The sequence below is a fragment of the Exiguobacterium sp. s102 genome, from assembly GCF_018618635.1.
Taxonomy (GTDB): Bacteria; Bacillota; Bacilli; order Exiguobacteriales; family Exiguobacteriaceae; genus Exiguobacterium_A; species Exiguobacterium_A oxidotolerans.
The window spans coordinates 198,072-224,504 of sequence record NZ_JACSML010000004.1; the positions used below are offsets into that span (position 1 = coordinate 198,072).

The 26,433-nt window shown below is 49.4% G+C and carries 23 protein-coding genes, 1 rRNA gene and 1 riboswitch; of the genes, 1 reads left to right on the top strand and 23 read right to left on the bottom strand.

The genetic code is table 11. The features are described 5' to 3' along the window. Window positions 1-42: 42 nt before the first annotated feature. Together KNQ02_RS12025 and KNQ02_RS12030 are read right to left on the bottom strand one after the other, a co-directional pair. Complete coding sequence (locus tag KNQ02_RS12025) at window positions 43-897, bottom strand: MurR/RpiR family transcriptional regulator (RefSeq protein WP_088836288.1); 855 nt, start codon at window positions 895-897, stop codon at window positions 43-45. Between the two features lie 167 nt (window positions 898-1,064). Further along, entirely contained in the window at window positions 1,065-2,228 is a 1,164-nt protein-coding gene (locus KNQ02_RS12030; RefSeq protein WP_251132020.1) for a CamS family sex pheromone protein, read from the bottom strand. A gap of 149 nt (window positions 2,229-2,377) precedes the next feature. Between KNQ02_RS12030 and KNQ02_RS12035 the strand changes: the two genes are divergently transcribed. Beyond that, window positions 2,378-2,956, top strand: coding sequence for a class D sortase (locus KNQ02_RS12035; protein ID WP_214766752.1), 579 nt, complete (start codon window positions 2,378-2,380; stop codon window positions 2,954-2,956). 116 nt (window positions 2,957-3,072) lie between these two features. Here KNQ02_RS12035 and ligA read toward each other — a convergent pair whose 3' ends face one another. The 21 genes from ligA to rrf all read right to left on the bottom strand — a co-directional run. After that, window positions 3,073-5,067: an NAD-dependent DNA ligase LigA gene (gene ligA / locus KNQ02_RS12040; RefSeq protein ID WP_214766753.1), complete on the bottom strand. Its 1,995-nt coding sequence runs from the start codon at window positions 5,065-5,067 to the stop codon at window positions 3,073-3,075. 14 nt (window positions 5,068-5,081) lie between these two features. Then, a complete protein-coding gene (gene pcrA, locus KNQ02_RS12045) occupies window positions 5,082-7,307 on the bottom strand; it encodes a DNA helicase PcrA (RefSeq protein WP_088836285.1) in 2,226 nt (741 codons plus the stop codon). A gap of 43 nt (window positions 7,308-7,350) precedes the next feature. After that, window positions 7,351-8,034 (bottom strand): heptaprenylglyceryl phosphate synthase, encoded by a 684-nt coding sequence (pcrB, locus tag KNQ02_RS12050; RefSeq protein ID WP_353048337.1) that lies wholly within the window; start codon window positions 8,032-8,034, stop codon window positions 7,351-7,353. A 77-nt stretch (window positions 8,035-8,111) separates the two neighbouring features. Beyond that, entirely contained in the window at window positions 8,112-8,336 is a 225-nt protein-coding gene (locus KNQ02_RS12055; RefSeq protein WP_088836283.1) for a hypothetical protein, read from the bottom strand. Between the two features lie 12 nt (window positions 8,337-8,348). After that, the gene (locus KNQ02_RS12060; protein ID WP_088836282.1) at window positions 8,349-9,728 is read right to left on the bottom strand and encodes a TrkH family potassium uptake protein; all 1,380 of its coding nucleotides are present in this window, start codon (window positions 9,726-9,728) and stop codon (window positions 8,349-8,351) included. A 39-nt stretch (window positions 9,729-9,767) separates the two neighbouring features. Then, window positions 9,768-10,082, bottom strand: coding sequence for a YerC/YecD family TrpR-related protein (locus tag KNQ02_RS12065; protein ID WP_029332595.1), 315 nt, complete (start codon window positions 10,080-10,082; stop codon window positions 9,768-9,770). A gap of 68 nt (window positions 10,083-10,150) precedes the next feature. Continuing rightward, window positions 10,151-11,890, bottom strand: coding sequence for an adenine deaminase C-terminal domain-containing protein (locus tag KNQ02_RS12070; protein ID WP_088836281.1), 1,740 nt, complete (start codon window positions 11,888-11,890; stop codon window positions 10,151-10,153). Window positions 11,891-12,810: 920 nt separating this feature from the next. Further along, complete coding sequence (gene purD, locus KNQ02_RS12075; protein ID WP_214808636.1) at window positions 12,811-14,064, bottom strand: phosphoribosylamine--glycine ligase; 1,254 nt, start codon at window positions 14,062-14,064, stop codon at window positions 12,811-12,813. Between the two features lie 15 nt (window positions 14,065-14,079). Further along, complete coding sequence (gene purH / locus KNQ02_RS12080) at window positions 14,080-15,600, bottom strand: bifunctional phosphoribosylaminoimidazolecarboxamide formyltransferase/IMP cyclohydrolase (protein WP_214766757.1); 1,521 nt, start codon at window positions 15,598-15,600, stop codon at window positions 14,080-14,082. Next, the gene (purN, locus tag KNQ02_RS12085) at window positions 15,597-16,172 is read right to left on the bottom strand and encodes a phosphoribosylglycinamide formyltransferase (protein ID WP_214766759.1); all 576 of its coding nucleotides are present in this window, start codon (window positions 16,170-16,172) and stop codon (window positions 15,597-15,599) included. The genes purH and purN overlap by 4 nt, the downstream gene beginning before the upstream one ends. Beyond that, window positions 16,169-17,203: a phosphoribosylformylglycinamidine cyclo-ligase gene (purM, locus tag KNQ02_RS12090; RefSeq protein ID WP_214766761.1), complete on the bottom strand. Its 1,035-nt coding sequence runs from the start codon at window positions 17,201-17,203 to the stop codon at window positions 16,169-16,171. The genes purN and purM overlap by 4 nt, the downstream gene beginning before the upstream one ends. Window positions 17,204-17,222: 19 nt before the next feature. Further along, the gene (gene purF / locus KNQ02_RS12095) at window positions 17,223-18,632 is read right to left on the bottom strand and encodes an amidophosphoribosyltransferase (RefSeq protein ID WP_214808638.1); all 1,410 of its coding nucleotides are present in this window, start codon (window positions 18,630-18,632) and stop codon (window positions 17,223-17,225) included. Beyond that, window positions 18,608-20,827 carry a phosphoribosylformylglycinamidine synthase subunit PurL gene (purL, locus tag KNQ02_RS12100; RefSeq protein WP_088836272.1) on the bottom strand — a complete coding sequence of 740 codons (2,220 nt, stop codon included), beginning with the start codon at window positions 20,825-20,827 and terminating at the stop codon, window positions 18,608-18,610. The genes purF and purL overlap by 25 nt, the downstream gene beginning before the upstream one ends. Then, window positions 20,808-21,491 (bottom strand): phosphoribosylformylglycinamidine synthase subunit PurQ, encoded by a 684-nt coding sequence (gene purQ / locus KNQ02_RS12105; RefSeq protein WP_214770117.1) that lies wholly within the window; start codon window positions 21,489-21,491, stop codon window positions 20,808-20,810. The genes purL and purQ overlap by 20 nt, the downstream gene beginning before the upstream one ends. Next, complete coding sequence (gene purS, locus KNQ02_RS12110) at window positions 21,488-21,736, bottom strand: phosphoribosylformylglycinamidine synthase subunit PurS (RefSeq protein WP_159172781.1); 249 nt, start codon at window positions 21,734-21,736, stop codon at window positions 21,488-21,490. Before purS ends, purQ begins: the two co-directional genes overlap by 4 nt. After that, window positions 21,733-22,440, bottom strand: coding sequence for a phosphoribosylaminoimidazolesuccinocarboxamide synthase (gene purC / locus KNQ02_RS12115; RefSeq protein ID WP_029332585.1), 708 nt, complete (start codon window positions 22,438-22,440; stop codon window positions 21,733-21,735). The genes purS and purC overlap by 4 nt, the downstream gene beginning before the upstream one ends. A gap of 59 nt (window positions 22,441-22,499) precedes the next feature. Beyond that, a complete protein-coding gene (purB, locus tag KNQ02_RS12120; RefSeq protein ID WP_088836267.1) occupies window positions 22,500-23,795 on the bottom strand; it encodes an adenylosuccinate lyase in 1,296 nt (431 codons plus the stop codon). Further along, the gene (purK, locus tag KNQ02_RS12125) at window positions 23,792-24,895 is read right to left on the bottom strand and encodes a 5-(carboxyamino)imidazole ribonucleotide synthase (protein WP_214808641.1); all 1,104 of its coding nucleotides are present in this window, start codon (window positions 24,893-24,895) and stop codon (window positions 23,792-23,794) included. The genes purB and purK overlap by 4 nt, the downstream gene beginning before the upstream one ends. After that, window positions 24,892-25,383: a 5-(carboxyamino)imidazole ribonucleotide mutase gene (purE, locus tag KNQ02_RS12130; protein WP_088836265.1), complete on the bottom strand. Its 492-nt coding sequence runs from the start codon at window positions 25,381-25,383 to the stop codon at window positions 24,892-24,894. Before purE ends, purK begins: the two co-directional genes overlap by 4 nt. Before the next feature lie 89 nt (window positions 25,384-25,472). After that, window positions 25,473-25,574, bottom strand: a riboswitch (purine riboswitch). Between the two features lie 443 nt (window positions 25,575-26,017). Continuing rightward, window positions 26,018-26,218, bottom strand: coding sequence for an NETI motif-containing protein (locus KNQ02_RS12135; protein ID WP_029332581.1), 201 nt, complete (start codon window positions 26,216-26,218; stop codon window positions 26,018-26,020). Window positions 26,219-26,335: 117 nt separating this feature from the next. Then, a 5S ribosomal RNA gene (gene rrf, locus KNQ02_RS12140) occupies window positions 26,336-26,433 on the bottom strand; the annotation flags it as partial.

Consider the following 26,433-nt stretch of genomic DNA (forward strand, 5'->3'; position numbering starts at 1 on the left):
TTCGATCCGGCTCGCTATCGACTGATCCACTAAGTAGCCCCCTTATTTTTTTCCGTGCAACATCTTTACACTTTCACGTGTGTACTGAAGTCGTTCAATCGTATCCGTATAGTGAATTGCTGCATAAGACAAGAAGAGCACATCAATCGCAAACAATTGTGCCAAGCGCGAACTGAGTGCCGCACTTCGAAGCGGTGCTTCCGGTGCACGCGATGTCCACAATGCGATATCTGCCAGCTGACTGATTCGGTTATCACCAAATCGGGTTAGACTAATCATTTTTAAACCGCGAATTTTTGCCAGTCGCATCAGTTCGACGACTTCTTCTGTTTCCCCGCTGTAAGAAATCGCGAAGAAGACATCATCCGGACTCGCATTTGCAAGGAGTGTCGCTAAAAGATGCTGATCCGATTCTTGAATCGCTAACTTCCCGACGCGCGTCCACTTTTGAGCTGCATCAAGTGCGACGACGTTCGAAGCACCGATTCCATAAAAATAGATAGCACGTGCTTGATCGAGCGCTTTTGTCGCTTCTGCGATTCGGACATCGTTCAATTGTTTGGCTGTATCTTGTAGGGCTTGCATACTGTTACTAAGCGTTTTTTCGATTAAATCTGCTGGACGTTCGTTTTCTTCGATATCGTGATATCCTGTCAAATCCGTTCGTGCCGTATCAGCAGAAATCCGCATCCGCAGTTCCGGATACCCCTTTAATCCAAGCGCACGACAAAATCGGACGACGGCTGCAGCACTCGTATTCGATTCTTCTGCCAAATGATGAATCGTCATCCCGGCGATTTCGTTTGCGTGGGATAAAACAAAATCAGCTACTTTTCGTGACGAGGACGGCAACTCCTCGCGTACTGCTTCAATTTGTGAAAAGATACCACCCTTCATTCAATCCGCTCCTTTGACTTGACGTTCTTTTAGAATTCGTTTTCATGTTATACATTTAGTGTACATTTTATGAAACTTAATTTCAATTCAATTATTGTATTCCAAAATTTAATCATAATAAAAAGGACCCATGTGCATGGATCCTTCAGCTTACAGGAAAAACTTTATCAACGAATTTTAACGATTGGTTTTTTCGTATCGGGTTCGAGGAATAACATCGCTTCCGTATCTCCGTTTAAGTTCGTGACGGTAATCGTCGTCGGAACATTCCGGTTATACTCCCACCGGTTTTCAAGCAGATACGTCACGTATTGGATGAAGGCGACAAGTTCTGCTTTTCCGTAAAATTGAACCGGGATTTTAATTTCAAGCTTCTTCAATTCACCCTCTTGATAGAATCCTTCACCCATCATCCCCGTGTAGTTCGGGAAGTAGTCTTCGAGGCGGTCCTTGAACAAGTCGAATTTCGCCGCGTCATCACGAACGTCATTCGTTGCTGCTGAAGAAGGATAGTAGTAATACTTCTCATCATAATTTTTCCAGTCATTCGCACTAATTTGGTTCCCGCGACCGATGAAGGCCGATGAAAGGTAGTGACCTGAAACCGGTGAACCCTCTTTCTCTTGTAAATAGAGGGCGACGTGGATCGGTGTCGTCTTCATCCCGTCCGTCTTCCGCATCTTTTGGACGAGTTCGTTTGCCATTTTCTTGCCTTGCTCAATGACCTTTTTCTCATCTAATTTCACAGTATATGTCGGACCATAGTTTTCATCTTGGAAAACGTACTCACTATTTAAGACTAACGCAATCGATGTCCCACCCAGTTCGAGTTTTTTATCTTCTTCGAGCATGTAGTCTTGTTCTAAGATGTGCGATAAAATCAAAGGAGACTTCTGATTTTTCTCTTTATATGATTTTCCAGTCGTGTACGCCGGGTTTAATCCTTCTGGATCACTCCCACTCGTATCTGCTTTTCCTGTTCGAAGCAACCACGTTGCGATTTGGTCCGCTTCCAGCAGTTGACCTTCTTGGTAATAATATTTTTCCGGGTCAAAAAACTGTGTTGAATGGCGCATCAGCCCGGTCTCAATCTCATCCAGTTCAAGCCGTGAGCTGACCCGCTTTTGTGTCATCCCGCGGGCGACGCTTGGCCGAAACGGAAGTACCGTTCGATAGTACGAATCGGTCGTATCGATTGCCGGACTGACAACTGCTTGGACTTCTTTACCTTGTTCGCTCTCAGTAATGACTTCTTTCGTATCGCTGTCTTGTGATAGATCCATCGAACAAGCACCTAAAAATAGTGTGCTCGTCAATGTCAATGCTATCATTTTTCTATATCTCATCATCATTGCACCCCATGTTTTAAAATCGTTCTCTTTATCATAACAGAATCGTTTTCAATCGGGGAAGCACTAGTTTTCCCCTACTTTTCAAAAAGCACTGCGTGACTTTTAATCGCGCGAAAGGACAATCTTATATGAAACAACGACAAGTCATCGGGCTCCTTCTCTTATCAGCAGGCATTTTATTCATGCTTTGGCCCATTTGGAATACCTATCAAAAACAAGCAACAACGACTGATTTAAAGCAACAATGGAAAAAAAGCTTACAAACGGTTGATGCAAAAGAAACGACAAAACCACTGGCGACAAAAGGTGACGGACTCTTAACAATCCCTTCACTTGATTTCGAACAAGTCATCTTAGAAGGAGCTTCGACCGATGTTCTTGATCGCAGTATCGGGCACATCAAAGAAACCGGTGCCCCGGGAAAAGGAAACTATGCTTTAGCAGGACACCGAAGTTTTACGAAAGGACTTCATTTCAACAAGTTACCGCAACTGAAAACAGGAGCCGATGTCATCGTCACCACAAAAGACCATCGTTATACGTACCGCATGGAAAGTTCAAAACTCGTCAAGCCGACGGATCTCTCCGTTCTCGATCAAAACGTCAAACAACCGATGATTACACTCATCACTTGTGATCCACCGGAAACCGCGACAAACCGTTTAATCAAACAAGGTGTGTTGATTAAAACAGAAACACTTGATTGAGTCTAGCACTTCATCTGCTTTCAAACACAAACAAAAATCCGAGTGATTCTTTTCAAAAGAAGAATCGCTCGGATTTTTTTAAGGCGTAGACCCTACTCTGAATCGCTTATTTTAAATCACGCCTCGTGTTGTGCCAATTCTTCCAGCAATCGTGCCTCATCCCAAATCTCAATTCCGAGTGATTCAGCCTTCGTCAACTTCGACCCCGCCTTTTCACCTGCGACTAAGATATCGGTTTTCTTACTCACACTCCCGGTCACGTCTGCACCGAGTACCTCAAGACGCTTTCCAGCTTCCGAACGTTTTAGCGATTCCAGTGTCCCGGTCAAAACAATCGTTTTCCCGGAGAACGGTGCATTCGATTGATCGATCCGTTGACCAAGAAACTGTTGGTTCAGTCCAAGCGCTGCTAAATCCTGAATTAGTGCCTGTGCTTCCGGATGCTCGAAGTACTGCGTAATCGAGTCAGCAATTTTACTGCCGACTCCGTCGATCGCCACAATTTCATCGTAACTTGCTTGCGCGATTCCGGTTAACGTATCAAAACGTTCTGCGAGCAGATACGCTGCTTTTTGACCGACGAGACGAATCCCTAGACCAAAGACGAGGCGTTCGAGCGAATTTTGTTTCGACGCCTCGATTGCCGCCAGTAACTTATCGACTGACGTTTCTCCCATCCGTTCATAGGTCAAGAGTTCATCACGATCGAGACGATACAAGTCAGCAAGCGTCCGAATTGCTTGATGTTCATACAGTTGACGGACAACTTTTTCACCAAGCCCATCGATGTTCATCGCTTGGCGCGAGACGAAGTGGATGATGCCTTCCGTCAACTGGGCTGGACATTCCGGACTGACGCAGCGCACGTCGACTTCACCTTCGAGGCGGACGAGCTCCGACTGACAGGCAGGACATTGTTTCGGGAATTCAATCGGTTGTTCCGCCCCCGTTCGTTCTGAAACGACGACACTGACGACAGCCGGAATAACGTCCCCCGCTTTTTTAATGATGACTTGATCGTGCAGGCGGATATCTTTTTCCGTGATGAAGTCCGCGTTGTGTAACGTCGCATAACTGACGGTCGAACCGGCAACGACGACGGGTGCGAACCTTGCGCGTGGTGTCACTTTCCCGGTCCGTCCGACACTAAAGTCAACTTCTTCGACGGTCGTCATCACTTCTTCAGCAGCAAATTTATAGGCGGTCGCAAACCGTGGACTCTTCGCCGTAAATCCGAGTTCTTCCTGATCGTCATAGCGGTCGACCTTGAGCACGATGCCATCGATTTCATACGGCAATGTCGCACGCTCTGCCGTCCAGTACGTGATGAACGCTAAAATATCTTCTACCGTCTGACATGTTTTCATTTCTTTGTTCGTCGGTAAACCGAGCTGTGCCAGTTGTTCCATCGCTTCACTATGAGAGCGCGCCGTCAGTGTATTGACGCCGACACCGTAGACGAATAACGATAAATTGCGTGACGCCGTTATCGACGAGTCGAGTTGCCGTAAGCTACCGGCTGCGGCATTTCGTGGATTGGCGAATAATGCTTCTTCGCGTGCCGTCCGTTCCTCGTTTAAGCGCTCGAACGATTGTTTCGGCATGTAGGCTTCGCCGCGAACTTCAACCGTCTCCTGCTCACGCAGACGTAACGGTAACGCTTTAATCGTCCGTAAGTTTTGGGTAATGTTCTCCCCGACCGTTCCGTCACCTCGTGTCGCCCCACGAACGAGTAGTCCGTCCTCATACTTTAAAGAAATCGCGAGTCCGTCGAACTTCAGCTCCGCGACATATGTCGTTGCACGACCGAGCGACCGTTCAATCCGCTCGACCCATTCCCGGATCTCCGTTTCATCGAAGACGTTGCCAAGTGAGAGCATCGGTAAGTCATGCGTCACCTTTTCGAATGCTTCGAGTGGCGCTGCTCCGACACGTTGGGTCGGAGAATCCGCCGTAATCAGTTCCGGATGGGCCGTTTCCAGTTCAGTCAGTTCCCGTAGCAATTGATCGTACGTGCTATCCGGTACGGTCGGCTGATCTTTTACGTAATATTCATAGCTGTACTGATTTAGTTTTTGGCGCAATGCTTCGATGCGTGCTTGGTCTTCCATTTTGACGCCTCCACTCATACCTTTTTAATTGGTGCGAATTTTGCAAGCAGCCGTTTAATCCCGACTGCCGGGAACGCGATATCAATCTCAAGACTATCGCCAGACCCACGTGTTTGGACGACCGTTCCTTGCCCCCACTTACCATGCTCTGCCTTGTCCCCGACATTCCAGCCAAGTGACTCGGCGCCGGATGTTTTCATCGCTGTCGGTTTCGTGACCGAACGACCGATAACAGCTTTCCCTTGCGGAACCGGACGATCTTCCCATGGGAGTGGTTTGGGTTTTTTACCAGTCCGTTCGATAACTTCTTCCGGTAACTCGGCTAAGAAACGCGATTCTTGGTTCGCATTTGTCCGTCCGTATAACGAGCGCATCCGCGCATGCGAGAGATAAAGTCGTTTTTCTGCTCGCGTGATGCCGACGTAGGCCAGGCGGCGTTCTTCTTCCATCTCGTCTTCATCTTGCAACGAACGGCTGTGCGGGAACAAACCTTCTTCCATTCCAATCAGGAAGACGACCGGGAACTCAAGCCCTTTCGCCGAGTGCAACGTCATCAACGTGACTTGCTCACCTGGATCCGTTTCATCAAGCGAATCAACATCGGCGACGAGTGTCAAGTCGGTCAAGAAGGCAATGATCGTCCGGTCTTCCGGATCTTCTCCTTCTGTCTCCTTCTCGAAGTTTTGCGCGACAGTGATGAACTCGTTGATGTTCTCAAGACGACTTTGTGCTTCAAGCGTCTTGTCTTCCTTTAAGACTTGACGATAGCCTGATTTTTCAAGAACTTCCTCGACGAGCTCCGAGATGCTGATAAATTCCTGCATCTGACGTAACCCCATGATCATCGTCCGGAAATCCGTCAATTTAGCTGCCGTCTTTGGTGCGATATTCGACAATTCGATATCACGGATGGCATCCATCAAGGACACACCCTGAAGATCAGCGAAGTCACGTAATTTATCAATCGTTGTCGCCCCGATTCCTCGTTTCGGTTCATTGACGATTCGGGCAAAGGATAAATCCTCGTTCGGGTTCGAAATCAGGCGGAGATAGGCAAGAACGTCTTTGATTTCTTTTCGATCGTAGAACTTTGTTCCGCCAATCATTTTGTACGGTACGTTTGACTTCAGTAACGTTTCCTCGATTGCACGCGATTGAGCGTTCGTCCGGTACAAAATTGCGATGTCGTTAAGCTTCATCCCGTAACGTAGCGAATTGCGAATTTCTTGGACGATGTAAAAGGCCTCTTCCCGCTCGTTTTCCGCCGTATGGATAATCAATTTTTCCCCTTCAAGATTTTCCGTCCAAAGCTTTTTATCTTTTCGTGTACTGTTGTTTTTGATGACATGGTTTGCCGCATCAAGAATTCGTTTGGACGAACGATAGTTTTGTTCGAGCAAGATGACGCGGGCTGTCGGATAATCCTCTTCAAACGACAAGATGTTCGCGATATCCGCACCACGCCAGCGATAAATCGACTGGTCGGAGTCACCGACGACACAGAGGTTTTGATGTGCGGCTGCTAATAAGTTAACGAGATCGTATTGGGCTTTGTTCGTATCTTGATACTCATCGACATGGATGTAACGGAATTTTTTTTGATAAAAGGCGAGTACGTCCGGTGCTTGTTTGAATAACTCCGTTGTCTTCCCGATCAAGTCATCGAAATCGAGCGCATTATTGCGGCGTAAGACGGATTCGTATCCTTTATAAATTTCAGCGACTGTTTTTTCATATGGATTTGTCACGATTGACGCATAGAACTCAGCACTCCGTAATTCATTTTTTTGACTTGAAATAATAGAGAGCATCGACCGTGGATCCCATTTCTTCGGATCAAGGTTCTGTTCTTTCAAGACCAATTTAAGTGCCGACTGCTGATCGCTTGAATCAAGGATTGTAAAGTTCCGGTCGTAACCAAGCTTATCGATATCACGACGTAACATCCGGACACACATCGAGTGGAAGGTCGAGACCCAGATGTCGTTTGCGACCCCGCCGACTAAACGACCGATTCGGTCACGCATTTCCCGTGCGGCTTTATTCGTAAAGGTAATCGCTAAGATGTTCCATGGCGCGACTTGTTTTTCCGCCATCAAATAGGCGACACGGTGCGTCAAAACACGTGTCTTCCCCGAACCGGCTCCTGCCATGATCAGCAAGGGACCGTCCGTATGTTTGACCGCTTTCGCCTGCTCCGGATTCAATCCGCTCACGAGCTGTTCACTTAAATTAAACATGTAATAGCCTCATTTCTTTTTTCCGAACTTTTGTTCTTATATTTTATCGCGTTGCTTCTACTGTCGCAAGTGCTGCTTTTAAATCCTCATAAATGATATTTCCGACGACAATTGTATCAGCATACCGGAACATTTCCCGAGCCCGCTCGACGGAATCGATTCCGCCCCCATAAAACAGCCGCGCCTGCCGGACGACGTCCTTGACGGCTGCGACGACTTCCGGATTGCCATAGACGCCGCTGTACTCAAGATAGACGATCGGCAGACGGAACACACTGTCCGCGAGTTGAGCGTAGGCGACGACTTCTTCGTCCTGTAATACTTTTGCTTTTGTGACGTGCGCGACCTTCGCCTCCGGATTCAAGACGATGTAGCCTTCCCCGACCAGGTCGGCATGGGCCAGCATATGCCCGACTTCCTGTAAGGCTTCGACCTGTTTTTCGACCAGATATTCTAGCGTACCACTATTTAAGACGCTCGGAGTCAAATACGTATCAAACCCCATCGTCGCCGCTTCGAGCTCAGAAATTTCAAGTGCGACCGCGACCGGATATCTTCGCAGACGCATCAGTAAGTCGAGCGTCGCATCCAGCGTAATATCATCGGTTCCGCCGACGATGATTGCATCTGTTCCAGAAGTCGCGATTGCTGCGAGGGTCGTCTCCTCGATTTCTTTTGCTGGATCTAATTTAAAGACATGCCGCCATTCATCATACGGTAGTAACACGTTCGTCCCATCCTTCCTATCTTGTTCATCTCTAATTAGTATAAAACAAAAACCCATCTCGCGCAGGGCGAGATAGGTCAAGTAGTCGCGCGTCGTTTCGTTAAGAGTGCTGCGAGTCCGAGCGCTAAAAATCCGTAAAGGACGGCAAATGCCCATGGCTCAGCGAGAAAAAAACCGAGCACCGGGACGTCGAGTAACGATGATTCAGGCGAGCAGAGTGCCCGTCCATTGACGATTGCCAGAAATGGCAACGCCGGAACAGCAAAGATGTAACCAAAATTAATCCAAAATGCACGATTCATGCAATCGTCTCCTTAACCGATAATGACGGATTCCTTCGGATAATTGTATTTTCGTTTTGGCTGATTCGCTTTTAAGAGTAAGACAAACGAGATGACACCGATTCGTCCGATGAACATTAAAATCGATAATGTCCATTTTCCGACATTCGATAACTCACTCGTGATTCCGAGCGATAACCCGGTCGTTCCGAACGCGGAACATGCTTCAAAGAACAGCACGAGGAATGGTGCATCCTCGAACATGAGCAAGACAATCAATCCGATGATCGTCACTCCCGTCGAAACGACAATGACGACGAACGATTTCCAAATGTCCGATTGGTCAATTTCACGTCCGAAAATCTTGATTCCATATTCTCCACGGATGAAGGCGACAACACTAAGTAATGCAACAGCAAACGTTGTTGTCCTGATCCCCCCGCCGACGGATGATGGAGAAGCACCGATGAACATTAAAATGGATAAGACGAAGACGGAAGCTTGTGAAAATGTCGTAATATCAACCGTCGTCAATCCACCATTTCGTGTCGTAACCGACTGGAACAGCGCATCGACAATTTTTTCATCAATCGGTAATCCTTTAAAGGACTGGTTCCATTCAAACAGCAACAGACTGCCTGTCCCGAACAGGACGAGGATGAAGAACGTCGAGGCTGTCAGTTTCGTAAATAACGAAAAGTGATACGGTTGTCGTGTCGATTGACGTGTTGCCCGGTAGGCAAAGTATCGTCGCACTTCAACAAGTACAGGGAAACCAATCGCACCGAGTGTCAATAAGACGATTTGCATAAAGACGACAAATAAGTCTCCTCGAAACGGAAGAAGCGACTCTCCTGTGATATCGAACCCCGCGTTCGTCGTCGCACTGACTGAACCGAAGACACCTTGCAACATTGCTTCACCGATCGTCGGAAAGTATTTCGTATAATAAAGGCCTAAAATAAGTGCACCGATCAATTCAATGGAAAGAATGATTAAGATGACTTCACGGATATATTTGACGACCCCTTGCATCGTCGTCTGGTTTTGATCACGAACGACGAGTTGCCGTTCTCGAAAACCGATTCGCTTCCCCAAGATGACCCACATCGCGATATGGAGCGACATCAAGCCAATTCCACTTACCTGCACCAAAATCATGATCATAAAATATCCGAACGTCGTAAACGTATCGGAGACGGAAACGGTCGTCAATCCGGTCACACTGACACAGCTAACCGCCATGAACACCAAGTCTGTAAAATCCCAGTCATAGTCTCCACGGGTCGACCACGGTAGTCCTAATAAAATGATTGCGATGATGACAGCAACGAAATAGATGATGACGAGCGACTGGATCGGCGTCAGTTTTCGAATGAAATGCTGAATCTTTTGTTGAAACGCTAAATCCATCCAGGTTCGTCCTCCTTCATCAAAGCAGCGGATAACCGATTAGTTATCCGCTACTGTTTCTTCTTTCAAACCTAAACGTGCTAACGCTAAATCGTAACCACCAGAGCCATAGTTCAAACAACGTTTCACACGTGAAATCGTCGCCGTCGACGCCCCGGTCGCCTTCTCGATTTTATGATACGTGTTTCCTTCACGTAGTTGACGTGCCACTTCGAGACGTTGCGCAAGCGCTTGAATCTCGTTGACCGTCGCTAAATCTTCAAATAAAGTGTAGCAATCTTCTAATGAATCCATCTTCATGATGGCCGTAAATAATTGGTCGAGTTCTTTCCCTCGTAATTTATCGAGTTGCATCTTGTAACTTCCTTTCCCATTCAATCACTCTTTAATAGTTTAAAGCGCGACGTTTTAAATTTCAAGCATCAGCGTAAAATCGCTGGGAAAAGAACTTTTTTCCGAAGGACTTCATAGATGCCTTGCGGCGTGATGCGGACATACGGCAAGTGCGTCGATGCTAGGAATAATAACGTATAAATCGGATCTTCGAATTGGTACCCCCGTGCGAACAAGGCTTCACGCAATGCTGTTTCCTGAACGATTAAGTCTTCGAGCGGTAAATCAGAAGTCTGTCCCATCAACGTCAACGGAATCTCGGCAATCACTTCCCCGTCTTCGACGAGAACAATTCCCCCACCGAATGCTTTCATCCGTTCAAACGCCACCTGCATATCTTGTTTCGATTTCCCGATCATTAAGATATCACCACTGATTGAATAGGAACTGACCATCCCCCCGACGTTCGTCGCAAAGTTTTTCAAAACCGTATTAAGGCGCCATTTCCCTTGCCGATCAAGCAACATTAAAAACGACTCATTGCAATCGGCAGGTAAGACAGGCACACTCGTATCATGTTCAACTTGATACAATTTCATGATGACCGAGTTGATCATCTCAAGACCAACCGGCATGCTGAATGAAAAATCTTGATCCGTCAATGAGACGCTGACTTCAGACTTCTGCATTAATTCCATCGCTTGATCGAGTGCTTCAACGGGGTAGCACGGAATATCGTCGCGCCGGACCCACGTCCCGCGTGCTAGGACATCGACGGGTGTCGGTTGATCGATCGCTTCTAAAATATTTAAGTGGGCAATCCGTCCCGGTGCGATACTTCCCAGGAGATGATCAAGATTAAAGTGACGTGCTGCATTGTACGAGGCAATCCGGTACGCTTCTTCTGCCGGAATTCCCGCAGCAAGCATCAAGCGGACCGTCTCGTCCATCAAACCAGACTTATAGAAGGACGGTGTCGAACCATCTGTCGTCACGAGAACCTTTTCATAATTTTGTAATCCGGCTTCGACAAGTCCTGCAAAAATGTCCGGTAAATCAGGACGAATCGATGAGTAACGAATCGTCGTCGTATATCCTAATTCAAGACGCGTCAATGCTTCCTCGACCGTCATCGCCTCATGGTCACTCGTTACGCCATAAAGTGCCATCTTTGTCAGGGTTTTCGCAGATGCTCCCGGGAAATGCCCTTCAATCGGTTTTCCGAGCTTCATCGCGTCCTGCATCCATTGAAGTAACTCATCATCGCCTTGTGAAAGACGGGGCCATCCTGTCAATTCTCCCGCCTGAATAACTTGGGGATGTTTGAGCCAGGCTTGAATCCGCTTGTTGTCAATCGAGATACTATCTGCATCAAGTTCCGTCTGTGCGTCGAGTCGTGCCCACCAATACATCGATGTCGGAATATCCGCTAACGCTTCAACTTGTGCAAACGCTTGCTCGACGGGCTCTAACAAAAGGAGCATATTATCATTGACGAGTGTCGTCGTTCCACGCTCCGCAGCAAACTTCGCGAGCGTCGCCGGATTATATAATTGGAAGGGATGGGCATGCGGTTCAATGTATCCTGGTACGATGAATTTCCCTGTTGCATCGTAGACCTCGTCCGCCTGGTCCGGCATATCCGGTCCGACATAGATAATCCGGTCTCCGCTAACCCAGATATTCGCCGTGCGCCATGCTTTCAACCCATGATTTAAGTACGTCGCATTTTCAAGTACGAGTGTAGGTGCAAGCTGTCCGCTGATGACCGCTTGGTGACCACGTACTTCAGTTTTCGTCCAAGGGGACCTTCCACAATTCTTTTTCACGAAAGCTCGACCTCCTTTTATTTTCTGAAAACGCTTTCTTATACTTCTTATACTAAAATGTTATCAAAAAAGTTTCAAGGTAATTTCATGTATATCCGACCTATTTCGACAAAATAACACAAAACTATCAAGGAAGACAATCAACTTTTGCTTATTCCTTCGGTTGAACGTCTGCTCTTCTCACATTTTTTCCGGTGTTGGACTGTATCGAACCTGATGCTTATCATGTCAGCCGCTCCTCTCCTCCTCGAATCGTCTTCTAGCGGCAATCCTTCGCGCCGCTTCGCTACGCTGCAGGGTCGCTCTTGATTGCTTTTCGCTAAGAAGCGATTCAAGTCGGAAGTCGCGTCCTGACACAGCTGTTTTTTAGAGCAGTATTCAAAAAAACGGCACCCTGACAAAAGTTTCGCTTCTCGTGACTCCTGCGGGGAAAAGCGCGGTTCGCGCTGTCAGAGGCAAGCGAGACCCTGCTACTTGTTCGTAGAATCAAGGAGCAACGGCTCGCGTCTCGCCCGAGGAAAGCACGAGAAGGAAGAATCTTTTGTCAAAAACATCCTCTCAAAAAACTATACTGTTTAAAAAGAGATCTCATTCAAAAAACGGCGTCCTGACAAAAGTTTCGCTTCTCGTGACTCCTGCGGGAAAAAGCGCGGTTCGCGCTGTCAGAGGCAGGCGAGACCCTGCTACTTGTTCGTAGAATCAAGGAGCAACGGCTCGCGCCTCGCCCGAGGAAAGCACGAGAAGAAAGAATCTTTTTGTCAAAACCAACCTCTCAAAAAACGACATCCCGACACAGCTTTCGCTTCTCGTGACTCTTACAAGGAAAAGCACAAGAAGGAAAAACCTTTTGTCAAAACCCTTCTTTCAAAAAAAAGCCAAGCGAAATCGCTTGGCTTTTTACATAACAGTTTCCTTTAAATTCATGTTGTCCGAAACGCCTTTTTCGCAATATCCGTCCGGTAAAAGAAACCGGTTTGATCAAACGAAGCTAACCCTTGATAAATATCAGCGACTGCTGCTTCCATCGTCGCGGCTTGACTGACACAGACGAGGACACGCCCGCCTGCTGAAACGAGTGTATCGTCCTTTTCTGTCGTCCCGGCATGAAAGACTAAGACTTTCGAATCGATTGATGTAAGATCAATCGGTTGTCCTGTCTGCGGTCGTTCCGGATACCCGTCTGCCGCGATGACGACACCGACCGTCGCAGCATCGGACCACAGGACTTCAGGTTCCTCACCTGCTGTGAGCGGGATGATGACATCGAGTAAGGGAGTTTCGAGACGCGGTAAGATGACTTCTGTTTCCGGATCCCCGAACCGCGCATTAAACTCGATGACGGACGGTCCGCGGTTCGTCAACATCAGACCCGCGTATAAGAATCCTGTAAAGGGAATCCCTTCGCTTGCCATCTGCTCGACAAGGGGACGCAAGATCCGTGTCATCGCTTCATCCGTGACGGCTTGTTCATCGAATTGAGGCAACGGGCTGTAAGCACCCATTCCACCGGTATTCGGTCCGGCATCACCGTCGAACGCGCGCTTGTGATCTTGCGACAAGACCATCGGGATGACGGTCTCTTCATGGACGAATGCCATCAAGGAACACTCTTCTCCGACGAGACATTCTTCGATGACAACACTACTTTGGTCACCGAAGTCACCGGCGAAGATGTCTTCAATTGCGCGAACTGCTTCATCAAGCGTCGTCGCCACCGTGACGCCTTTACCTGCTGCGAGACCATCTGCTTTGATGACGATCGGTGCCCCTTGACGGGAGACATACGCTTTCGCTTCTTCTGCCGATGTAAAGACAGCGAATGCTGCCGTCGGAATCCCTGCCCGTTCCATCAATCCTTTGGCGAACTGTTTACTTCCTTCAAGTGCCGCCGCTTCACGCGAAGGACCAAAAATCTTAAGACCCGCTGCTTCGAAGGCATTGACGACACCGAGGACAAGTGGGCCCTCTGGTCCGACAATCGTCCAATCAACCTGTTCGTCTTTAGCAAATTGGACAAGCTCACTGATGGCATCTTCCCGAATCGGGACACATGTGGCTTCCGTCATCCCGACATTTCCCGGCGCGGCATAAATCGTTTTGACTCGTTCATCTTGTGCTAGCTTCCAGACGAGCGCGTGTTCACGCCCGCCTTTTCCGATTACTAATACCTTCATGCAAGTCGCCTCCACTCAGTGTTTGAAATGACGGACATTCGTAAAGATCATCGTGACACCGTGTTCGTTACACGCATCAATCGACTCTTGGTCACGAATCGACCCACCCGGTTGGATGATTGCCGTAATCCCGGCTACCGCCGCGGCTTCGACCGTATCGCGCATCGGGAAGAAGGCGTCAGATGCGAGAGATGCACCAATCGCCTTGTCACCGGCTTGCGCGATGGCGATGCTCGCCGACCCGACACGGTTCATCTGCCCTGCCCCGACACCGACCGTCACTTCATCTTTCGCTAAAACAATCGCGTTCGACTTGACGTGTTTGACAGCACGCCATGCGAGCTTCAAGTCTTCCCATTCGGCTGCTGTCGGTTTACGGTCCGTGACGACACGTGCTGCTGCATCATCTAACGTCTCATCGTCGCTATCTTGGACAAGCATACCGCCAGCGACGGCTGTATAGCGAATCGCTTGGACACGTTTGACATCCAGTTCAAGCAAACGCAGGTTTTTCTTCGCTGCCAACAACTCGAATGCTTCTGTCGTAAACGATGGGGCGATGATGATTTCAAGGAAGATGCCACTGAGCTGCTCCGCTGTCGCGAGATCGACTTCACGGTTCAGAGCGACGATGCCGCCAAAGATCGAGACCGGATCTGCTGCATGCGCCCGGCGGAAGGCTTCGTCGATTGTCGGACCGACAGCGACGCCACACGGGTTCATGTGTTTGACGACGACGGCTGCTGCTTCGCGGAACTCATCAAGGATTTCAAGTGCGGCATTGGCATCTTGAATATTGTTGTATGACAATTCTTTTCCGTGCAGTTGGTTCGCTGATGCAAGAGACGCCCCACGATAGATCGGTGTTTTATAAAACGCCGCTTCCTGATGCGGATTTTCTCCATAGCGTAAGTCTTGTACCTTCTCGAGCGTAATCGTTAATTGCTCCGGGAATTTTTCTCCCGTTTGTGTCAAGAAGTAGTCCGCAATCAAGGCGTCGTAGGCTGCCGTATGACGGAAGGCTTTCGCTGCTAATTTTTGGCGTGTTTCAAACGTCGTTCCACCGAGGTTGATTTCTTTGATGATTTCACTGTAGTCTGCTGGATCAACGACAACCGTTACGGCTGCATGGTTTTTCGCAGCAGAGCGAATCATGCTCGGTCCACCGATATCGATGTTTTCAATTGCGTCTGCGTAAGGAACGTCCTCTTTCATAACCGTTTCCTTAAATGGATACAAATTGACGACAACGAAATCGATTGGTTTGATGTGTTGCTCTGCCATTTGTTCGCGGTGCGTCTCTAAATCACGACGTCCAAGTAAACCTCCATGGACCATTGGATGTAACGTTTTCACACGACCGTCAAGCATCTCCGGGAATTGTGTGACTTCACTGATACCGATGACCGGAAGTCCTGCTGCCTCAAGTGCTTGATGGGTCCCGCCTGTCGATACAAGTTCAATCCCTGCTTCGTGAAAGGCTTGTCCCAGTTCTACGACTCCTGTTTTATCCGATACACTAATTAACGCTCTCATACGTTTGCCCCCTCTTTAATCCACTCTTCGATGACTTGCGGATACAATCTGTGCTCTACTTGCTGAATCGCTTTCTGTAGCGTTTCCCGCGTCATATCCTCAGTGATACGGACCGCTTCCTGTGCCATGATTGGTCCCGTATCCATTCCTTCATCGACTATATGAATTGTAACACCTGTGATTTTAACTCCGCCACGAAATGCTTGCCCGATGGCATCTTTTCCTGGAAATGCCGGAAGCAGCGACGGATGGATGTTGACGATTCGTCCGGCATACCGTGCGAGAAGGACATCACCGACGAGACGCATATATCCGGCTAGGATAATCCGTTCCACGTCTCGCCGCTCTAGTTCCGCAACGATTTCGCGTTCAAAAGACGGTTTATCCGGGTAGTCCTTGGCTGTAAAAACAAACACATCACAGCCACGTCTTCGTGCCCGCTCGATGACGAGCGCCTCTTTTTGATCGCAGACGACGAGTTCAATCGTCGCCTGTAAACGTCCTGCCTCAATCGCTTCAAATAACGCTTCAACATTACTCCCGCTTCCGGAAGCAAAACAGGCAAGCCTCATTGGTCGACTCCTTTGATGCGAATCCCGTCTTGATCTGTCACCGTCCCGATCGTATAGGCCGTTTCATTTTCGCGCGCCAGGCGTGCCGTCACTTCGGACACGTGTTCCGGCTTGACGATCATCATGTAGCCGATCCCCATGTTGAAAACGTTATACATCTCGTCACGCGGAATGTTTCCGGCTTGTTCAAGCCAATCGAAGACCGGTAACGTCGGCCATTTTTTCGGATCAAACGTCGCCCCGCAACCTTCCGGGAGGACACGTGGTACGTTTTCATAGAAACCGCCACCCGTGATATGGACCATCGCTTGAATCTTCTCTGTTTCGAGCGCTGCTTTGACCGCTTCGACATAAATCCGTGTCGGCATCAACAAGGCATTGCCGATCGTGTTACCGAGCATCATCAATTCATCTTCATACTGAAGACCACTTTCTTCGACGATTTTCCGAACGAGTGAAAATCCGTTCGAGTGAACACCTGACGACGCGAGCCCTAAAATGACATCACCGGGTGTAACGCCTTCACCAGTAATCAATTTCTGTTTTTCGACGGCACCGACGGCAAAGCCGGCAATATCATACTCACCGTCTGCATACATCCCTGGCATCTCTGCCGTTTCGCCACCGATTAACGTACAGCCCGACTGGACACAGCCTTCGGCGACACCGGCGACAATCCGTTCGATTTTCGACGGAATGGCTTTACCGAGTGCGATGTAGTCAAGGAAATAGAGCGGTTCTGCGCCTTGAACGATGATGTCGTTGACACACATCGCGACACAATCAATCCCAATCGTATCGTGTTGGTCGAGGGCGAAGGCAAGTTTTAACTTCGTTCCGACGCCATCTGTCCCGCTGACGAGGACCGGTTCTTTTAGATTCAATTGACTGAGGTCGAACATTGCACCGAAACTTCCGAGTCCCGTCATGACTTCCTTCCGCATCGAACGGGCGACGTGTTTTTTCATCCGGGATACGGATTCGTACCCTGCGGTCAGGCTAACACCTGCTGCTTCGTATTGTTTACTCATGCTTTGTTCCCCCATCTATTCAAAGTTTGGCTTCTAGTTCAATTGCACCGATCGGTGTTGGATATTCGCCTGTGAAACAAGCCGTACATTGTCCTTTCAGTGGACCATCGAACGGACGGTCAATCGCATTGACCATTCCGTTGACTGTCAGAAACTCCAGTGAGTCAGCACCGATTTCTTGGCAAATCTCACTGGGTGTCAGGCGGGCGGAAATCAGTTCGTCTTTTGACGACGTATCGATGCCGTAATAACACGGATTCGTGATGGGCGGCGCCGTGATGCGGACATGAACTTCCGTTGCCCCGGCTTCGCGTAACAGTCCAACGATGCGGCGGCTTGTCGTCCCACGCACGATGGAATCATCAACCATGATGACCCGTTTGCCGTTGACGACACCCCGTAGTGCCGACAGTTTCATTTTAACGCCGCGTTCCCGTAATTCTTGCGACGGCTGAATGAACGTCCGTCCGACGTAACGGTTTTTAATCAATCCCATCTCGTAGGGAATCCCGCTCGCTTCCGCATAACCAATCGCAGCGGAGATACTTGAATCCGGAACACCTGTGACGACATCTGCCTCGACCGGTGCTTCTTCGAACATTTTTTTCCCGAGCGCTTTTCGTGCCGTGTGGACATTGACCCCATCAATCATCGAATCGGGACGGGAAAAGTAGATGTATTCCATCGAACACATCGCCCGCTCATGCGGTTCCATATACTGCCGTGAGGACATGCCGGACGTCGTGATCGTCACGAGCTCTCCCGGCTCGATGTCACGAATGAACTCGGCCCCGACGATATCAAAAGCACACGTTTCCGATGAAAAGACGATGCCGCCATCTGGTGTTTTCCCGAGTGATAACGGGCGCAGACCATGTGGATCGACGGCGACGTACAACGTATCTTCCGTTAAAAAAAGAAAGGCGAATGCACCGACAAGCCGCGCCAGACTATCGGCAATCCGGTCTTCGAGTGTCGGTAGTTTACTCCGTTTGACGAGGTGGGCGACGACTTCCGTATCGCTTGTTGTCTGGAAAATCGCCCCTTCCGCCTCAAGTAAATGTTTTAACGAATCGGCATTGACGAGATTCCCGTTATGGGCAAGTGCCAAGTCACCCGTCCGTGATTTGAAGTGAAGCGGTTGTGTGTTCTCGAGCGTGTTGCCACCAGCTGTCGAGTAACGGACGTGTCCGATCGCATGCTGTCCGGCTAACGAATCGAGTGTCTCTTGTGAAAAAACTTCCGTCACAAGTCCTTGTCCCCGGTGTGGAAGAAGCAGGTTGCCGTCGCTCGCGACGATTCCTGCGCCCTCCTGCCCCCGGTGTTGCAGACTGTGGAGACCATAATAAGCAAGTTGTGCCGCTTCCGGTTGTCCGAAAATCCCGAATACCCCACACTCTTCATTTAATCCTTTGATGTCATATAACACGCGATCGCCCCTTCCCAGTCGGCTTGCAGTGTTGAACGTGTTGCTTCGATGAGTGTGTCCGTTGTCTTGATTTGAATCGAATCCTCTGCTGTGACGTGACCTAGTTTTTCAGCACCTGTCTGTTCGACGAAGGCTGCCTCGTGCTCCGGCTTCACCGATACGACGAACCGGGATTGTGATTCACTGAAGAGATGTAACGCCGGTCCTTCAAATGTCACGTCGAGACCGAGCGTCGTTCCGAATGTCATTTCTGCCAAGGCGACGGCGAGTCCACCTTCCGCGACATCATGGATGGCTGTGACGAGCCCTGCCTGAACGGCTGTTTGTAAGGCACGTAAACGGGTTTGTTCGACGTTCAAATCGATGCGTGGTGCTTTCCCGAATGATTTTTCGAATTGCATGTATTGGAGTTCACTGCCACCGAACTCCGGTAACGTCTCACCGAGCACGTAGATTGCGTCGCCTGCTTGCTTGACGTGTTGTGTCGTGATCCAGTCGGTCTGGTCATGTAACCCGACCATTCCGACGACCGGCGTCGGGTGGACGGCTTTGCCGGCTGATTCATTGTAGAGCGAAACGTTTCCGCCGATGACCGGTGTCTCGAGCACGCGGCAGGCTTCAGCCATCCCGGCCGTCGCTTGTTCGAGTTGCCAGAAGCCTTCCGGTTTATCCGGATTCCCGAAATTGAGGCAATCGGTGATCGCAAGTGGTGTTGCACCACTTGCAACAATATTGCGGGCGGCTTCAGCGACGGCGATCTGACCACCGACGAACGGATCGAGGTAAACGAAACGACTGTTACAGTCTGTCGTCATCGCGAGTGCTTTGTTCGTGCCACGGACACGGATGACGGCTGCATCGGAACCCGGTGCAACGACGGTTGACGTTTGAACCATATGATCATACTGGTCGTAGACCCAACGTTTTGACGCGATCGTCGGTTGTTTGAGCAGGGCACGCCATGTTTCGACGACATCCTCGACGACCGGCAACGTCTCTTCCATTGCTTGGAACTCTTCATAATAAGCCGGAACGCGCGATGGCTTTTGATAGACCGGTGCTTCTTCCGCAAGGGCATCGACCGGTACTTCAGCGACAATCGTTCCGTGCTGGACAAGGCGAAGGACTTTTTCTTCGATGACTTCGCCGACATGAACGGCATGTAAGCCCCATTTGCTGACGATGGCTTCGATTTCCGCTTCCCGTCCGCGCTCGACGACGAGCAACATCCGCTCCTGCGACTCCGATAACATCATTTCATAAGCGGTCATGCCGGTTTCACGTTGCGGCACATCATCAAGGTGCATTTCAATTCCCATGCCGGCTTTCGATGCCATTTCGGCTGACGACGAGGTCAGTCCGGCAGCGCCCATATCCTGCATCCCGACGAGTGCCGGATGGCCGACGATTTCGAGACAGGCTTCAATCAATAACTTCTCCATGAAGGGGTCACCGACTTGGACGGCCGGACGTTTTGCTTCCGTATCCTCACCGAGATCCTCTGAAGCGAAGGTCGCACCGTGGATGCCGTCACGCCCTGTTGCCGCACCGACGTACATGACCGAGTTCCCGGCACCTTTCGCAAGACCTTTTTGAATATCTTCATGATTGATCAGTCCGATACACATCGCATTGACGAGTGGGTTTCCTTCATACGAACGGTCGAAACCGACTTCTCCGCCAATCGTCGGAATCCCGACGCAGTTGCCGTATCCGGCAATCCCGGCGACGACTTGTTCAAACAACTGATTGACGCGTGGTGTCCCGAGATGCCCGAAACGAAGCGAGTTCATCAACGCGACAGGACGGGCTCCCATTGAAAAGATATCGCGGATGATCCCACCGACACCCGTTGCTGCCCCTTGGTAGGGTTCGACGGCTGACGGATGATTATGACTTTCAATCTTAAAGACGACCGCTTGATTATCACCGATATCGACGACACCTGCGCCTTCACCTGGTCCTTGCAAGACACGGGGACCGGTCGTCGGAAACTGGCGTAAGACCGGTTTTGATGTTTTGTACGAACAGTGTTCTGACCACATGACGGAGAAGAGTCCTGTTTCCGTGTAGTTCGGTTGACGACCGAGTAAGTCGACGACCATCTGGTACTCCGCGTCGCTAAGTCCCATCGTCGCATAAATCCGTTGCTCCTGAATTTGCTCAATCGTTGGTTCAGACTGTTGTTTTAACATGGTGGGCCCCCTGTTTGACGAGTGAAGTGAATAACTTAAGTCCATCTGTTCCGCCTGTCAGCATTTCGACAGCACGCTCCGGGTGTGGCATCATCCCGAGCACATTCCCTGCTTTATTCGTAATCCCTGCAATATCGCCGCGCGATCCGTTCGGATTGTCGACGTATGTGAAGGCAATCTGTTGATTCGTCTGCAACATCGCGTACGTGGCGTCGTCACAGTAGTAGTTTCCTTCCCCGTGAGCGATTGGAATCGAAATCGTTTCGCCCGGTGCATAATCTGACGTGAAACGTGTCTCGTGATTTTCGACCTTCAGTTCGACCGTCCGACACATGAACTTCAGTCCGGTATTGCGGTGCAAGACACCCGGGAGAAGACCCGCTTCGACAAGGATTTGGAAGCCGTTACAGACACCAAGAACGGTTTTCCCTTCTGCTGCAAATCGTTTCACTTCCTCCATGATTGGTGAAAACTGGGCGATTGCGCCGCAGCGGAGATAGTCCCCGTATGAGAAACCGCCCGGAAGCAGGACACCATCGTATCCTTCAAGTGACGTTTCGGTATGGAAGACATAGTCCGCTTCCTCACCGAGCGCATCCTTGACGGCATGGTACATATCTAAATCACAGTTCGATCCTGGAAAGACGATGACCGCAAACTTCATGCCGTCGTCACCTCTTCTACTTCAAAACGATAGTCTTCCATCACCGTGTTGACGAGGAGCTTTTGGCACATGTCATGAATCATCGTGTCCGTCGTTTCATCCGAGACGAGCAGTTCGATTCGTTTTCCGATCCGGACTTCTTCGACACCCGTAAAACCGAGTTGCGCAAGACCACCTTTGACAGCGACTCCTTGTGGATCTAAAATGCTTTCCCGTAATGCGATCGATACGATGACTTTTTTCATTGTGTGTTTCCCCCTAGGCGATTGAATAGTGTTTGGTACGTGTCGATGAGTGATCCGATGTTGCGACGGAAGACATCTTTATCGAGGTGCTCCCCCGTTTCTTTATCCCACAGACGGCATGTATCCGGTGAAATTTCGTCAGCCAGCAGAATCTCGCCTGTCGGTGTTTTGCCGTATTCGAGTTTGAAATCGACGAGCGTGATCCCCTTTTCGTCAAAGTACGGACGTAAGACGGCATTGACGCGGTTCGCTTCTTGTTCAAGTAAATCGAGCTCTTCCGTAGTCGCAATCTTCAGTAAATTAATGTGTGCACGGGTGACGAGCGGATCGCCTAAGCTATCATCTTTATAGTAAAACTCAACGATTGGTGTTTCGAGCACTGTTCCTTCTTCGATCCCAAGCCGTTTGCTGAGGCTTCCGGCGACGACATTGCGGACGACGACTTCGAGTGGAATGATGGTGACACGGCGTACGAGCTGTTCGCGCTCGGAAATGCGTTCAATGAAATGGGTCGGAATGTCGGCCGCTTCAAGTACTTCAAAGAAGTGACTCGTCAAGCGGTTGTTCAGTTCACCTTTACCTGCGAACTCTGCTTTTTTCTCTCCATTAAATGCTGTCGCTTCGTCCTTGTAGACGATGCGGAGCACGTCCTGCTCCTGCGTCGTGTATAATCGTTTGGCCTTACCTTCATAAAGTGGTTGCATTGCTTTCGTCCCCCAGGATCCTAAGATGTAGACGGGGACAATGCCCCGTCTCAGGTTGATTAGTTCAAGCCACACCGTTCAAAAATTTCATCGACCCGGCTCGTATGATACGTTGGATCAAAACAAGCATCGAGTTCTGCTTCTGTAAAGAGTTGTTGAATCTCTTGTTCCTGCCATAACAAGTCACGGAACATGATTTGTTCTTCCCATGCTTGCATCGCCCGTGGTTGGACGAAGTCGTACGCGGCTTCACGCGACCAGCCTTTTTCAATCAAAGCGAGTAAGACGTGTCCGGAGAAGATGACACCATACGTCCGGTCCATGTTGCGTTTCATGTTTTCCGGGAAGACCGTCAAGTTTTTGACGATGTTGCCGAACCGGTTCAACATGTAGTTGAGTAAACCGGTTGCGTCCGGCAGAATGATCCGTTCCGCAGATGAATGGGAAATGTCCCGTTCGTGCCAAAGCGAGACGTTTTCGTAAGCCGTCACCATGTGTCCACGAATGACCCGGGCAAGCCCTGTCATGTTTTCTGAACCGATCGGGTTACGTTTATGTGGCATCGCGGATGATCCTTTTTGACCTTTCGCGAAGAATTCTTCGACTTCTCGTGTTTCGGTTTTTTGAAGACCACGAATTTCCGTCGCCATCTTCTCAATCGATGTTGCGATTAACGCGATCGTCGACATGTAATGGGCATGACGATCACGCTGCAGGGTTTGCGTCGAGACCGGCGCCGGTTTCGTTCCAAGCTTCTCACAGACATATTTTTCGATGAACGGGTCGATGTTCGCAAACGTTCCGACCGCACCTGACATTTTTCCGTATTCGACGGTCTCACGTGCAGCGTCGAAGCGGACTTTGTTCCGTTTCATCTCTTCGTACCAGAGGGCAAGCTTCAGACCGAATGTCGTCGGTTCGGCATGGACACCGTGTGTCCGTCCCATCATGACCGTGTATTTATGTTCGTTCGCTTTGACTTTCAAAATCTCGATGAAGCGGTCAAGATCCGCTGCGAGAATATCGTTTGCTTGCTTCAAGAGATACGAGAGTGCTGTATCGACGACATCCGTTGACGTCAGTCCGTAATGGACCCATTTACGTTCTTCACCAAGCGTCTCCGATACAGCGCGTGTAAAGGCGATGACGTCATGGCGTGTCTCTTGTTCGATTTCATTGATGCGGCTCACATCAAACGAGGCATTGTCCCAAAGGAGTTTCACATCTTCTTTTGGAATGACACCAAGCTCGCTCCACGCTTCACAGGCTAAGATTTCGACTTTCAACCAAGCCTCAAATTTATTCTGTTCTGTCCAAATCGCTTTCATCTCAGGTCGTGTATACCGTTCGATCATCTAACCGTCTCCTTCCAGATTTGCAGGCGCTCGACTTCGGCTAATGCTTCTTCGACTGAATCCGCTAAGATGTTCAAGTGCCCCATCTTCCGTCCTGTCTTCGCTTCCTGCTTTCCATATAAGTGAACTTTCGTCCGTGCCGATAATGTATGTTGTTCCTCGGATAATGCTGTGACATGTTGACCTAGGATGTTCGCCATGACGACCGGTGTCGTCAGACGGGTATCACCGAGCGGGAGCCCACAGATGGCACGGATGTGCTGTTCAAACTGTGACGTCTCACACGCATCGATGGAATAATGCCCCGAGTTATGTGGGCGTGGCGCCAGTTCATTGACGATGATTTCTGAACCGACAACAAAGAGTTCGATCGCGAGCGTCCCAATCAAGCCGACTGCTTCGGCAATGTTCGTTGCCAAATCAATTGCCTGTTGTGACAGCTCATTTGAAATGCGGGCCGGAACGATCGACAGATGGAGTATGTTATCCCGGTGAATGTTTTCGCTGACTGGAAAGACACGCGTTTCCCGTTCGCTCCGTGTGACAATGACGGAGATTTCTTGATCGAACGGTAACCATTTTTCAGCGACGTATTCGGTCGGTTCGAACGTTTCAATGGCACCTGCTAAATCAGCTGTTGTCCGAATGACCGTCTGCCCTTTTCCGTCATAACCGAAGCGAGCCGTCTTCAGGACGAAGGGTAATCCTAACCGTTCGCCTGCTTCTTTCAAGTCTGCAACGGTATGGACAGCGTGATACGGTGCGACCTGATAACCATGTCGTTCAATCATCTCTTTTTCCCGGATCCGGTGTTGCGTCTGAAACAACAACTCTGTCCCGTGGACCAACTTATCACCGATTGCCATCGCGACTTCGTGCGAGATGTTCTCAAATTCGTATGTGACGACATCTGATTCTTGCGCTAGACGCTTTGCTGCTTCGACGTCCGTAAAGTCTGCGACAATTTGTTGATCCGTGATTTGCGCGCAAGGTGCATTTTCCGTCGGATCCAGTGTCAGGAGTTCGTATCCCATTTCGCGTGCCGATAATGCCATCATCCGTCCGAGCTGGCCGCCACCTAAGATTCCAATCTTCGTCATGTCAGATGCACCTCGGAAGCGATGACTTGTCCTTCTAGTTCAACGCGCATATGGTCGAGTGCTCTCGCAATCCGCTCGTCCACTGTTCCAAGAATTTGTGCTGCCAGTAATCCGGCGTTCTTTGCACCCGCCTCACCGATCGCAACCGTAGCGACAGGCACACCACCCGGCATCTGGACGATCGAGAGTAAGGAATCGATGCCTTGAAGAGCTTTGCTTTTAATCGGAACCCCGATGACGGGGAGTGTTGTTTTGGCTGCCACCATTCCTGGCAAGTGGGCTGCCCCACCCGCTCCTGCAACAATGACCTTCAGTCCTCGTTCGCGCGCTGTTTCTGCGTAACGGAACATTAAGTCCGGTGTTCGGTGGGCCGAGACCACTTTCTTTTCGTACCGAATGTTCAGCTGATCGAGTACATCACATGTCGCTTTCATTGTTGACCAGTCAGACTGGCTTCCCATAATAACGCCAATTTCCACATTACTCATCTTCGTCTCCTCCTTTTTGCATAAAAAAAGCCCAAACCACGACTAAAAGGGTGGCTTAGGGTATAAAAAGGTACGCCAAAGAACGATCGACGAACATCCATATACCCCATAGTCCAACGATTTAGGGTCGTCGGGTAGAAACTTGCAAGCCATATCCCTGCTATTATACGAGGTGTTATATTCAATCTTCCTATCACGCCTTCATCTTAACAAGACAAGGAAGCATCCGTCAACCAAAGGCGAACAATTTAATTATCTGAAAATTTATTGTTCGTCTTTATACACAATTAGCTCATTCATTTTTTAATTGCATTCGGAATTTTTAATATTCGTTGTACAAAAAAAGGCAAAGTATCACGGTTACGTGAACTTCACCTTAGCCTGTAGTCAAAAAATGTAGTTTGCTGAACTGGGATGATTGACGTTGCACGGCCTGACTCAGACGTTGCTCTAACCTCTATTTGAGGAACGGACGGTTCATTTTTGTAAGCAAAAACGCCGATGACCCCGTTTTTCATACGGATTCATCGGCGTCTTCTATACCTGTTCTTCTCGGTCGTGACGTCCTGATACATATCCTGAGCTACGCACCTCTGTCAGAGACAAATAATCCGGAGGCGAGCGTCTAAAGGAATCAGTCAGATTCTGTTTTCGCTTTACAGTCAAAAATGATCTGTTGGCGAATCGGATACGGTTCTTCATTCGCATCTAATCCAAAAATCGGTTCTTCACGTCGAACAGTCGGACGATAACCCATGGCATCAATCCGATCGAGGCAGTCGCTGATTGTTTCATTCTCTTCAACAGCCACTCGAAGTTTTTGTTTTTTTGCCATGTGTGTCACGTTCCTTCCTTATTATATAAGTCATGCATCTTTGAAAAAACATCAAGATACAAAAAAAGTCCATAAAAAAGCGGCGGCCCTTGAGCGTATGCTCCAGAACCACCGTTTGCCTGGCAACGTCCTATCCTCACAGGGGGAAGCCCCCAACTACTTTCGGCGTTCAAGTGCTTAACTTCCGTGTTCGGCATGGGAACGGGTGTGACCAC

Coding starts and splice junctions, on each gene's coding strand:
- KNQ02_RS12060 (WP_088836282.1), bottom strand. CDS start 9,728: ATGGATTTAGCGTTTCAACAAAAGATTCAGCATTTCATTCGAAAACTG.
- purM (WP_214766761.1), bottom strand. CDS start 17,203: ATGAGTAAACAATACGAAGCAGCAGGTGTTAGCCTGACCGCAGGGTAC.
- purC (WP_029332585.1), bottom strand. CDS start 22,440: ATGCAACCACTTTATGAAGGTAAGGCCAAACGATTATACACGACGCAG.
- purK (WP_214808641.1), bottom strand. CDS start 24,895: ATGACGAAGATTGGAATCTTAGGTGGCGGCCAGCTCGGACGGATGATG.
- purD (WP_214808636.1), bottom strand. CDS start 14,064: ATGAAGGTATTAGTAATCGGAAAAGGCGGGCGTGAACACGCGCTCGTC.
- KNQ02_RS12065 (WP_029332595.1), bottom strand. CDS start 10,082: ATGCAACTCGATAAATTACGAGGGAAAGAACTCGACCAATTATTTACG.
- ligA (WP_214766753.1), bottom strand. CDS start 5,067: ATGGAAGACCAAGCACGCATCGAAGCATTGCGCCAAAAACTAAATCAG.
- purB (WP_088836267.1), bottom strand. CDS start 23,795: ATGATCGAACGGTATACACGACCTGAGATGAAAGCGATTTGGACAGAA.
- KNQ02_RS12135 (WP_029332581.1), bottom strand. CDS start 26,218: ATGGCAAAAAAACAAAAACTTCGAGTGGCTGTTGAAGAGAATGAAACA.
- purH (WP_214766757.1), bottom strand. CDS start 15,600: ATGAGAGCGTTAATTAGTGTATCGGATAAAACAGGAGTCGTAGAACTG.
- KNQ02_RS12035 (WP_214766752.1), top strand. CDS start 2,378: ATGAAACAACGACAAGTCATCGGGCTCCTTCTCTTATCAGCAGGCATT.
- KNQ02_RS12030 (WP_251132020.1), bottom strand. CDS start 2,228: ATGATAGCATTGACATTGACGAGCACACTATTTTTAGGTGCTTGTTCG.
- KNQ02_RS12025 (WP_088836288.1), bottom strand. CDS start 897: ATGAAGGGTGGTATCTTTTCACAAATTGAAGCAGTACGCGAGGAGTTG.
- purN (WP_214766759.1), bottom strand. CDS start 16,172: ATGAGGCTTGCCTGTTTTGCTTCCGGAAGCGGGAGTAATGTTGAAGCG.
- purL (WP_088836272.1), bottom strand. CDS start 20,827: ATGTTAAAACAACAGTCTGAACCAACGATTGAGCAAATTCAGGAGCAA.
- purQ (WP_214770117.1), bottom strand. CDS start 21,491: ATGAAGTTTGCGGTCATCGTCTTTCCAGGATCGAACTGTGATTTAGAT.
- purE (WP_088836265.1), bottom strand. CDS start 25,383: ATGAGTAATGTGGAAATTGGCGTTATTATGGGAAGCCAGTCTGACTGG.
- purS (WP_159172781.1), bottom strand. CDS start 21,736: ATGAAAAAAGTCATCGTATCGATCGCATTACGGGAAAGCATTTTAGAT.
- pcrA (WP_088836285.1), bottom strand. CDS start 7,307: ATGTTTAATTTAAGTGAACAGCTCGTGAGCGGATTGAATCCGGAGCAG.
- KNQ02_RS12055 (WP_088836283.1), bottom strand. CDS start 8,336: ATGAATCGTGCATTTTGGATTAATTTTGGTTACATCTTTGCTGTTCCG.